12 protein-coding genes are annotated in these 11,275 nt (G+C 29.5%); 4 read left to right on the top strand and 8 right to left on the bottom strand.

All coding sequences use genetic code 11. From position 1 onward, the window contains the following. Together A8C32_RS00825 and A8C32_RS00820 are read right to left on the bottom strand one after the other, a co-directional pair. Positions 1–337, bottom strand: a 337-nt coding sequence (locus A8C32_RS00825) for a hypothetical protein (RefSeq protein ID WP_432416484.1), incomplete at its 3' end; no start/stop codon positions are given. Between the two features lie 596 nt (positions 338–933). Beyond that, on the bottom strand, positions 934–1,530 hold the full coding sequence (locus tag A8C32_RS00820) for a hypothetical protein (protein WP_069828554.1): 597 nt from the start codon (positions 1,528–1,530) through the stop codon (positions 934–936). 211 nt (positions 1,531–1,741) lie between these two features. Here A8C32_RS00820 and A8C32_RS00815 point away from each other — a divergent pair, with 211 nt between their 5' ends. Next, complete coding sequence (locus A8C32_RS00815) at positions 1,742–2,614, top strand: AraC family transcriptional regulator (RefSeq protein ID WP_069828553.1); 873 nt, start codon at positions 1,742–1,744, stop codon at positions 2,612–2,614. A gap of 56 nt (positions 2,615–2,670) precedes the next feature. Here the strand turns inward: A8C32_RS00815 and A8C32_RS00810 are convergent, their stop codons facing one another. The 5 genes from A8C32_RS00810 to A8C32_RS00790 form a co-directional block, all read right to left on the bottom strand. Beyond that, positions 2,671–3,327, bottom strand: coding sequence for an HD domain-containing protein (locus tag A8C32_RS00810; RefSeq protein ID WP_069828552.1), 657 nt, complete (start codon positions 3,325–3,327; stop codon positions 2,671–2,673). Positions 3,328–3,385: 58 nt separating this feature from the next. Further along, the gene (locus A8C32_RS00805; protein ID WP_069828551.1) at positions 3,386–3,721 is read right to left on the bottom strand and encodes an avidin-fold protein; all 336 of its coding nucleotides are present in this window, start codon (positions 3,719–3,721) and stop codon (positions 3,386–3,388) included. Between the two features lie 5 nt (positions 3,722–3,726). Next, positions 3,727–4,719, bottom strand: coding sequence for an acyl-ACP desaturase (locus A8C32_RS00800; protein WP_069828550.1), 993 nt, complete (start codon positions 4,717–4,719; stop codon positions 3,727–3,729). Positions 4,720–4,730: 11 nt separating this feature from the next. Continuing rightward, positions 4,731–5,468 (bottom strand): lysophospholipid acyltransferase family protein, encoded by a 738-nt coding sequence (locus A8C32_RS00795; protein ID WP_069828549.1) that lies wholly within the window; start codon positions 5,466–5,468, stop codon positions 4,731–4,733. Positions 5,469–5,774: 306 nt separating this feature from the next. After that, entirely contained in the window at positions 5,775–6,185 is a 411-nt protein-coding gene (locus A8C32_RS00790) for a BrxA/BrxB family bacilliredoxin (protein WP_069828548.1), read from the bottom strand. Between the two features lie 269 nt (positions 6,186–6,454). Here A8C32_RS00790 and A8C32_RS00785 point away from each other — a divergent pair, with 269 nt between their 5' ends. Both A8C32_RS00785 and A8C32_RS00780 read left to right on the top strand, forming a co-directional pair. Then, entirely contained in the window at positions 6,455–7,228 is a 774-nt protein-coding gene (locus A8C32_RS00785) for a molecular chaperone DjiA (protein WP_205635356.1), read from the top strand. 375 nt (positions 7,229–7,603) lie between these two features. Continuing rightward, positions 7,604–8,644: a hypothetical protein gene (locus tag A8C32_RS00780; protein ID WP_069828546.1), complete on the top strand. Its 1,041-nt coding sequence runs from the start codon at positions 7,604–7,606 to the stop codon at positions 8,642–8,644. Positions 8,645–8,823: 179 nt separating this feature from the next. Here the strand turns inward: A8C32_RS00780 and A8C32_RS00775 are convergent, their stop codons facing one another. Beyond that, positions 8,824–10,179, bottom strand: coding sequence for a T9SS type A sorting domain-containing protein (locus A8C32_RS00775; RefSeq protein ID WP_083253198.1), 1,356 nt, complete (start codon positions 10,177–10,179; stop codon positions 8,824–8,826). A 194-nt stretch (positions 10,180–10,373) separates the two neighbouring features. Here A8C32_RS00775 and A8C32_RS00770 point away from each other — a divergent pair, with 194 nt between their 5' ends. Further along, positions 10,374–10,826 carry a DUF1569 domain-containing protein gene (locus A8C32_RS00770; RefSeq protein ID WP_069828544.1) on the top strand — a complete coding sequence of 151 codons (453 nt, stop codon included), beginning with the start codon at positions 10,374–10,376 and terminating at the stop codon, positions 10,824–10,826. The last annotated feature ends 449 nt before the right edge of the window (positions 10,827–11,275 follow it).

Raw genomic sequence — 11,275 nt, 5'->3', positions numbered from 1 at the left:
TAAAAAGTACTTTACTAGAATTAACAGAAAAAGGAATAGTGTTTACTTCTAAATCTTTATCAACCACAAAGAAATAATTCCCATCAGGTAATACAGCTAAGTCAAACCCTTTTTTGTAAGTTCCAGTAGTCTTTATTAATTCTTTATATAAAATGATACCATTACTATCTTTAATAGATAACAGGTTTCCCTTCTTAACATTATTAATTGTTAACGCTGTCTTTTTAACGTCCTCTTTTACTGTAATTAAAGAAACTTCAGTAGCATTACTTAATATAGTAGCAAACACTGTTGCAATTACTAAGCTCTTTTTGATTATTTTGATTACGTTTTTCATAATGTTATATTTAATACTGTTTAACACTACAAATGTATAACGGAAATTCAGTTATCAAAACATTGGTATTGATGTATTTGTATGCTATTTTACCTGTCTTTTTTGAGTTAAATCAATATAGAATATTAGGGTGGTAATTAAGCATATTATCTAATAGGAATTGTAAATTTTATAAGAGGAGGAGTATTTAGAATTTAATGAAAATATGTAATAATGATGATTAGAATTTATAGGTACTATGTTTTATAAAAGTATTTAACAGAAAGGATTATTTTCAGAAAGAGTATTTTGTAGTAAAGAAAGTAATTGTGAATGAGTAAAAATGATAGGAAATGAAAATAGAGGAATAAAAAAAGTGAACCACTACAGTCCACTTTTTCCAACTAAACTAAACTAAATAAGACATTAATACTTAATTATTAATGAATTTCTTATACTCATTGTGAATCTGAGTTTAATACTATTTTATATTCTAAATCTTTTGGATTGTTTTAACTTTTTTTGAAACCAAAATTCAAAAGGAGAGGATAAAAAAGTAGGCCACCACAACCTACTTTTTCCAACTAAACTAAACTAAACTAAATAAGACATTAAAACTAATTATTAATGAATTCCGTGTACTCGTTATTATCCGAGTTTAATACTATTTTGTAGTTTCCTTTTTCTAATTTGTAAGCTTTTTGAATTACTTGAATATCTTTAACTTTTTCAGAGTGTAGTAATTCAAAATCACCATTAAATTTTTTGTAAATAGTAATATTTAATGGTTTAAGATTTGGGGCAAACTTTGTTATATAAATAATACCATTTTCTTGTTTAAGATAAGGTTTGTGTATCGTTGTTTCTTTCTCTTTGTTAAAAAGTACTTTACTAGAATTAACAGAAAAAGGAATAGTGTTTATTTCTAAATCTTTATTAATTACAAAGGAATAGCTTCCATCAGGCAATACAGCTAAGTCAAACCCTTTTTTGTAAGTTCCAGTAGTCTTTATTAATTCTTTATATAAAATGATACCATTACTATCTTTAATAGATAACAGGTTTCCCTTCTTAACATTATTAATTGTTAACGCTGTCTTTTTAACATCCTCTTTTATTGTAATTAAAGAAACGTCAGTAGCATTACCCAATATAGAAGCAAACATTGTTGCTATTATTAGGCTTTTTTTTATTGTTTTGATTACGTTTTTCATAAATGTTAGGTTTAAACTGTTTAACTGTTTAATACTGCAAATATATAATGGAAAAACCTTACAAAAATCATCTATCTTGGCTTGTTTATGTGCTATTTTAACTGTTAAATGAATGTTAACCCTGTGTTAAGTTAAAATAGAGCATAATTATGGTAATTAAATATATGATAGAAAAAGAATAAGTAGTAATTTTGCTGTAAATTAACCTGCTATGATTATTAAAAAACCTACGTTAAAGAAATTAAGCCCAAGTTTTGGGAGTTCTATCTTAGTAAAACAACATATAGATAAGGTGGATAAAAAAAATGCTTTCTGGCATTTTCATCCAGAATTAGAGCTTATATATATAAATAAGGGACAGGGTAAAACCCATATAGGAAATCATTTGTCTTATTTTAATAACAGTCAACTTATATTAATAGGAGCTAATTTACCTCATAATGGTTTTACAGATAGGCTCACTGCTAATGGAACAGAAACAACCGTACAGTTTAAGTCTAATTTCTTAGGAAATGATTTTATTGACATCCCGGAAATGACAAACATTGTGGCGATGTTTGATAGGGCAAAAAAGGGTATTCGTTTTAAAATGGAGGCTAAAAGTGTAGTTGGTCCCAGAATAGATAAATTATTAGAGTATGATGGTTTAGAGCGTGTATTGAAGTTTTTAGAAATACTTAACTATTTAGCATTAACAGATAATTACGAATTGTTAAATGCTGATGGTTTTGCTTTTGAGGCAGAAGCACAAGATAGTTCTAAAATAGATGTTATATTTAAGTATGTGAATAAAAATTTTAAAAATCACATTACTTTAGATGAAATAGCAGATAAGGTGAGTATGACGGTTCCTGCGTTTTGTAGATATTTTAAAAAAGCTACGGGAAAAACATTTACTCAATTAGTAAATGAATATAGGGTTGTTCATGCTACGAAATTACTTAATGAAAGCCAAATGAGTATTTCTGATATTTGTTTTGAGTGCGGATTTAACAACTTTTCCCATTTTAATAAACAGTTTAATGACATTACGGGTAAAAGTGCATCTAATTATAGAAAAGAAATCAAGCATATTATTCAATAATACTAAATACCTTTTAAAGTGATTAATCAATCACTTTAAAAGGTATTTAGTGTAACTTAAGATTTTCCTTCCCATTCATTATAAAATTGATTTAAAAATTCTAGCATATATTGATGTCTAGTTTCGGCAAGACGTTTGCCTGTTTTTGTATTCATTCGGTCTTTTAATAAGAGTAGCTTTTCGTAAAAATGATTAATAGTTGGAGCTGTAGAAGCTTTATACTCGGCTTTACTCATATTTAAGTCAGGTTTGATCTCAGGATTATATAATTGTCTATTTTTAAACCCTCCATAGTTGAAACATCGAGCAATACCAATAGCTCCTATAGCGTCTAAGCGATCTGCATCCTGGACGACATCTAATTCTGCCGATTTAAATTTTTGAGCTTCGTTACCGCCCTTAAAAGAAATATTTTCAATTATATTTATAACATGTTCAATAACTACAGAGTCTATATTTAAATTAAATAAAAATTCGCGAGCTATTTTTGGACCAATACTTTCGTCTCCATTATGAAATTTACTATCAGCAATATCATGTAATAGTGCTCCTAGGGTTGCAATTAATTCGTTAACAGGTTCTGTTTTTGAAATTAATTGAGTATTAGTATATACGCGTTCTATATGAAACCAATCGTGCCCACCTTCCGCATTGGCAAGGTTTTTTTTTACGAAATCTATAGTTTTATTGATTGTTTCCTCTTTGCTTATCATTATATAAAAGTAAAAATTCCTTTCGATATCGAAGGGAATTTTTTAAGTTTTGATTAGGTTATATCTCTTCTAAAATAGATTTGCCTTTGGTTTTATTACCAGAAGTCCATTGCCATTTTTCATGAAGCTGAATTTTACCCTCTTTATTTAATTTGGGCTTGGAAATACAAGTTCCTGTCATTAAATTACCGTTTTTATTTACTTGATGATAAACCATGTTAATAGTTCCATCATCATGTACTATTCCTAAAAGATAACCTTCAATAATATTATCTCCTTTATAACTTGATGTCAAAATGTTACCTTTTTGTTTGTATAAAAAAATGGTATTGGGAGTTATTTCGCTATTTTCTGAATTTAAAATAGGTTTGAAATTCTTATTATCGTAATTCATTACAGTTATTTGATAATTGCAGGCTCAACCCATTTAAATTGAAATGAGTTTTCAGGGATTTTAATACGCTCAGATAAACGATACATTCTGGCAGGAAGCTTCATGAGATAATCTCTAGCTTTTTCTGCTTCATCAGTTAGGTTTGTAATTTTATCAATTTCCCAACGTTTAATTAGTTTGTCTAATATATCTACATAATCATTAGATGTGTATACTCCAATACGTTGAGCAGTATTAGAAAATTCTTCAAAAGCAGTGCCTATTTGATTTCCAGATTCTCTTAAAAAATGAGCGGGCATAGCGATTTTTCGTTTCATCATATCGTGAAAAGCCATCATCATTTGGCTAGGATCCACTTTAAAAATACGTTCTACAAATTCAGAATAAGCATGGTGGTGTCTCATTTCATCTCCAGAAATAATTTGACACATTTTAGCCAATTGTTTATTGCCTTTTTTCTTAGCTATTTTTGCAACTCTATTATGAGAAACATAAGTGGCTAACTCTTGAAAACTTGTATAAACAAAGTTCTTGTAAGGATCTCTGTCTGTTCCAATGTCAAACCCGTCAGCAATAAGATACTGTGTGGTTTTTTCAATTTCACGCATGTTTACACGTCCAGATAGGTATAAGTATTTATTTAGTACATCACCATGTCTGTTTTCTTCACCAGTCCAATGACGAACCCATTTACCCCAACTATTTTCTTTGTCAACTTGATCTACACCTTCAACGTCCATTAGCCAAGACTCATAAGTTGGTAAGGCTTCTTCAGTAATCATATCTCCAACAAGAACTACCCAAAAATCATAAGGTAATTCTTTTGAAAGTTCTCTTATTTCGCGTACTTCTTCAAAAAAAGTGTCACTTTCAGAATTAGGTAAAAAATCTGTAGGTTGCCATATTTTTTCTATTGGAATAAGATATTTTTCTATAAGGGAATCAATATCTTTTTCCAAAAACTGCATTACTTCTAATCTAACATTTTTTAGGGACATCTATAAATTTTTTAATTGTGTATATGTGCTTTTATAGTAGTTTCAACGCTACTTATAAGTTCTAGTTTATTTGCAAAGGTACTAACTTTTAGAGGCTTGTGCACAGTAAAAATGATGTGAGTTCCTAAACCCATAGGAAATTTTCCATAACGTAACGTTTTCCATGAGTTATTTATAGTAACAGGAACAACTAATGCAGATGGCGCTTTTTTAAATAATATTTCTAATCCTTTGGTTTGGAATGGTTTAGGTGTTCCGTTTTTACTTCGTGTTCCTTCAGGGAAAATAACGGCTGCGCGTTTATTGGTTTCAATGTATTCTCCAAATTTCATTAAGACAGGCAAGGATTGTCTTGGGTTTTTTCTGTCAATTAAGGCAGAACCACCATGTTTTAAGTTGTAAGAAACACTTGGTATACCTTTTCCTAATTCTATTTTACTAATAAATTTTGGATGATATTTACGTAAAAATACAGACAGAGGGGAGATGTCATTCATGCTTTGGTGATTGCAAACTATAATAAGTGGTTGGTTGATTGGAATATCATGCGGGTTATTAAAGGTAAACCTAGTGCCTAAAATATGAAGGCATCTTATCAAGCAGATATTCATTAAATCGACACTTTTTTTATGTGCCTGATAACCAAAAAGGTTAAAAAAAATCCATTGTATAGGATGAAATATAATTAGTGTTAAAAAGAAACACAGGATATATATGATAGTTAATGGGTATGACAATAATTTTAGCATGCAGCAAAAATAAGTAAAAACTTAGTTTTGATAAACGGCAAGACAGATGTTATTTTAATATTTCACACTAGAAGGTTGTTTAGTTACGGAGGAATCTAAAATGATGTCCCATTTTTTATTGAAAGCCTTTCTTTTTCATCTTTTAAATTTTGCTAATGGCTGAAGTTTTGTTTAAATGGTTGCGTTTTAATGCATAAAAAAACCACGATTTATCGTGGTTTAAATTTTTATTTAGAGCGAAGCGAGAGATCTTATTTGATTAAATAAGATTATTGTAGTTCTTTCTTTGCTTTACAATGATGGGTTTTAACAATGTGCGTTATAAGCATCCTTAAGGTTTTCTGCAATTAACTCTGCAGGTCTACCTTCAATATGATGACGCTCTAACATGTGTACCAATTCACCGTTTTTAAATAATGCCATGCAAGGAGAACTTGGAGGAAATGGAATCATATGACCACGAGCCGCATCAACAGCTTCCTTATCTACACCTGCAAAAACAGTCGCAATATTTGTTGGACGTTTTTCATTTTCTAAACTCATTCTTGCACCTGGACGTGCATTGGCTGCCGCACAACCACAAACCGAATTTACTACCACTAAAGTAGTGCCTTCTTTAGCTAAAGCCGCATCAACAGCTTCGGCAGTTTGTAGTTCTTCAAAACCAACATTTGTTAAATCTTCACGCATTGGTTTTACTAATTCTGCTGGATACATATCTTAAATTTTTGTTTTATAATTAATTACTGTACAAAGTTAATCAAAAATCGTGCAAAAATAGTTATAGCATTCTCTTATAACGTCTATGGTGTCATAAGGTCAGTCTATTTTTTAAATCTTATTTTGGTGTTTTAACCTTAGAAAAAGAGTTGTTTATTATAATGTTAATACAAGAAGTAAATTTCTTCTTCGTACAACTGTAACAAAAAGATTTAAAATTCAACTAACAATAGTATATTTGAAGACGTTTTAAAGAATAAATTATCATGAGTATTTCAAAATGGATAGGTGGTGCTTTGGGTTGGTCGTTTGGCGGTCCAATAGGTGCTATAATAGGTATTGCAGTAGGTAGTTTTGTAGATAAAATGACTAATGGTAAAGGAAGCTCATTTTTAGAAGAAGGTGAGCGACAACAAAGAACATCAGGCAGAAGACAAACAAAGCAACAACCTAAGACAGAATCGGGAGATTTTGAAGTGAGTCTACTTATTTTATCATCTATTGTTATAAAAGCGGATGGTAGACAAGATCAACGTGAATTAGATTTTGTACGTGAGCAGTTTGCTAGCATGTATGGTAAAGAACGTGCAAATCATGCTTTTAAGTTATTTAAAAATATAAATAATCAAAAGAATATATCAACAAGGCAAGTGTGTTTGCAAATAAAACAGATGATGGATCACCCGTCACGTTTGCAATTGATGCATTTTTTGTTTGGTATTGCTAAAGCAGATGGAACAGTAACAGAAGATGAGGTAAAAAAAATCTATACAATAGCAGGGTATTTAGGAATAAGTTCACGTGATTATGAAAGTATTAAAGCCATGTTTTATAGTAGTGTTGATAATGCTTATAAAGTTTTAGAGATTGATAAAACAGCTTCTATAGATGAGATTAAAAGGGCTTATCGTAAAATGGCAAAAAAATACCATCCAGACCGTGTAATCCATTTAGGAAAAGAACACCAAAAAGGAGCCGAAGAAAAATTTAGGCAAGTGCAAGGTGCTTATGAGCAGTTGCAGAATGAGCGTAGGTTTTAAAATTTATGGTTTAGTAAGTGTATTTCTCATTTAAAGTATATATACTAGAAAAAGGTACTTTGCAAAAGATAAATGTAATATTTGAGGCGTCATTTTTACGTATATTTTTTCATTAATTCCTACATTTATACTTCATAAACTTCCGAAACCAAAATCTATGATGCTTAAATGTGCAATATCAAGAAAATTTAATGACTAGTTTGAGATATTGTTGTAGGAATAACCGATCCTTATAGACGGGCTCCTGTTGTCTTTCCAGTTATAGATGCTTCTGTTGTAAATTCTTGTTTTTGTTTACGGAGACATGTTTTTTTGAGAATTGTACTAAAAGAAAAATATTACTTTATTTAATCATTAAACATAATATATAAAACAATGAAATTAACAACTTTAGTATTATTATTTAGTATAATTTTTCAAAGTTATTCGCAAATCTCAGTTGGACCTAAGCACAAAGGAAAACCTGGAAAGTTTAAAAAGGGAGTTCTTGATAAATTTAAAAACACAGAAACAATTTTTGTATTGTCTGATGTTTATGAAAGAGATGTCTATGAGGAAATTCTTGAAAAGACATGGTCAGTTACTCCTTATAAAATAGTTGAATTTGAAGATTTTAATATAAAAAAATATTTAAGTAATAAATATTCGATAGCTAATCTATCGGGTTTTAAAAGGATTAAACAGATGAAGTATGGAGGAACTAGTACATCTTTATTTACGTATTTTGATTTTAAAATATATGATAGCGAATCTATTCATGAAGAGCTAAAAAAACTTGCTTCTAAAAAGGTTTCTTCTAAAAAGAGAATTAAAAAAGAACGTGAAATAATTATGGGTAATTCATCTAATATTGCTAGGTTTTATGTTTTTCCTAAAGACAACTTTATTCATAAGTCTTTAAGTGCGGATAAGGAGGAGCTAGTTAATTCGTTATATACAGAAGATGTGCTTTTTAATTATAAACCAGGGTTGTTAAAAAATTATTTTCAAAAAATAAATAACTTAATCGAGAATGAGGAAGTTTATTGGATGTATGAAGATGATTATCAGCCAGAATTGAAAAAGTTAGCTTCTAATAAACTTTATATTCCTTCTTATATGAAAATAAAATATAATGGTTGGGCTGCTCAAGACGGTGAAGAAGAGGATGAAAATATTAATGATATATTTAAAAAATACGAACATGAATATGAAGTTGTTTCTGACAAGGATTTGAGTGATAGGATTATGTCAGGAGAGGAATTTTATTATGTAAGATATGTGAGAATGAATGTTGAGAGGTTTTTACAGATAGTAAATTCTAAAACGGGGGAGGTTATATATAGGGGGTATATAACAGGTTTGTCATATAATATTAAACCTAAGCATATAGCGGAAATAAATAGTAAAATAAAAAAAGCGATAAAGAAAAAATAGTTTGCACAAAAAAATATTTATTACTTAGAAAGTATTTTACGTTACTTGAGATGTTAATTAATTCATTAAATAGATGAGAAATATCTTTTTAACCTAAAACAAGTCTATAAAAAAACAGGATTAAATTCTTTAGAATTTAATCCTGTTTTTTTATAGACTTGAGTAAAATTTAAATGTTCCTATTTTTTAATAATTTTTTTAACTAACTCTTTAGAGGTGTCCTTTAAAGAAGTTTTTAAAATATATATTCCATTAGCCAAATGAGATATGTTAATCTTATTTATTTGTTTTTCATTAAGGATTAATTTTCCCGATAAATCTAGGATTTTCACATTAAATTTGGAGTCATTTTCTCCTTTAATGTTAACAAAATCGGTTGTTGGATTTGGGGATATAGTTATGTCTAAACCTAAATTAATATCACTAACAGATAAAGTGCCTTGAGAGTTTTTCGAAAAGCTAACATCTACCCATTTATTGTCTCCTGTACCTCCAGTAGCTATTACTTTTATATATGTTTTTGTTGGATTCCAAAAAACTTCTTCGTTTTTTGTCATGGCAGCATCCCAAAAATCTATTACAGGACGCCAGTTTTGTCCTAAACCACTTGGCAGTTTTGTTATTGAGTTAGGTTTAGTGTCGAGTAGTTTAGAAACACCACTCCCAGAAAAAGGGATGTTATGTAAAACCAATCCTAAAGTTTGTAAATTAGTATTTTTAATGTTATCAGGCTCGTAGCTTAACCATAAATTTCCGCCAAGTTGAATAGCGTAATTGTGTGCTGTATTGTATGTTTCGATAGAACTTTTGTGTATTCTATAAGTTTTGGGAGTAGATGGAGTGGAAGGTATTAAAACGACATTATTTTTATCTATCCAACCAGCAAAGTATTTCATATAACTGTTTATATGAGCATCTAAACCTGTTGCGGCACCTTGGCTCCCCATAAAAAAATAAGGATCTACGCCACCTGTATTGTTGCCAGGAAACATGTTGTTTCCGCCTTCAATACCTTCAGCGTGACCCATACCAAATGCATGCATAGTTTCATGAATATTTCCAGGAGCATAATAAGTTAAACTATTGTTTGCCCATACGCTACCGTTTAATCCATTACCTCCACCCCAGGCACCTGCACCTTTAAAATCTGTAGAGGACTTATGTATGTACATAACAACATTATATGAATTTACATCGTAGCCATTACTTCTTGCTATATCTGCAAGTTTTTCTCCCATAGCTCTATATCCACTATTATTAGGATCTACAGTGAAATTATAAACAGGAGTGATATCAAAATTAGCTATCCATGCCTTGTTAAATGATATTTTTTTAACATAATTATTTAATTCAGTATTTAAGTTTTGTAGTTCGTTATCAGTATCTTTCCATGTATCTGTAGCAGGGTCGACACCTCTAATGACAAGTACGGTTCGCTCGCCAAGAATTAAATGTCTTTGTTGTTTTAAAAGTGTTTGTGAGGAGGCTACAAAGCAAAAGAGCATAGCCATGTATAAAACAAAATTCTTAATCATAGTAATAGTTTGGGTGAATAAAATGTTCTATATATTTAAATATAATACTATATACGTGTGTTATTTACGTATGGATTTTCTTATTCTTGGAGTCTTTTATTGTATAGATTATTAACCCTTATCTGTCTTTACAATTTTATTGATTTAGCAATCCAATTTTTTGTAAATTGCTTTTAAATTGTAAAGAATAAATCATGAAAAATATTTTTGATCTAAAAGAAACTAATACTATTATTGATCGAATAAATAAGCTGGACTCTTCTACTAAACAATTATGGGGAAAGATGTCTGTAGACCAAATGTTGGCGCATTGTAATGTTCCTTATGAAATGGTTTTCGAAGATGTTCACCCTAAACCAGGTGGGTTCGTAAAGTTCATGTTAAAGTTATTTGTAAAACCTACTGTTGTAAATGAAAAGCCATATAAAAAGAACGGTAGAACAGCACCTGCATTTTTAATTACTGATACCAAAAATTTTGAAATAGAAAAAGAACGACTAGTAAATTACTTAAAGAAGACACAAGATTTAGGTGAGAATTATTTTGAAGGTAGGGAATCACATTCTTTTGGAAAGCTTGCTAAAAATGAATGGAATAATATGTTTTATAAACATCTAGATCATCATTTAGGTCAGTTTGGAGTTTAGTTTATAATTTTTTTTATTGTGTTTAAACTCTTGCTGTTTTGCAAGGCATGTTATTTTCCTATTCTTAGTTCTGTTTACGAACCATAGCTATGGTTTACATATGCTATACAATTGAAAATTAGTTTTCTTATATCGAAAGTTGGTTAGTACATAATAAATCTTCAATTCTACTTCGAGGATTTTTCTTTCCTAATACATTATAAGTTGCTTCCCTTTTTCTATTTAAATACTCATGTTTTTAATAAAAATATGTTGTTTACAAAAACGTCTTTTTTGAGGAGTTTTTATCTAAACAAATACTGCTTTTTAAACACAAAAAATCCAAGGCGTGTTTTCTTACGTATATATACAATTTATCATTAAATTATTATAAGGTAGTCATTAAATGAAGTAAATGTGCTTTCATTAATTTTAAAATGTATGAAAGAAATGTGCTAACACAATTACTT

Origin of the sequence: Flavivirga aquatica (assembly GCF_001747085.1) — a bacterium.
GTDB lineage: Bacteria > Bacteroidota > Bacteroidia > Flavobacteriales > Flavobacteriaceae > Algibacter_C > Algibacter_C aquatica.
The sequence above is the reverse complement of the archived record's forward strand: the minus strand, read 5'-3'. Positions and strand labels throughout refer to the sequence as shown.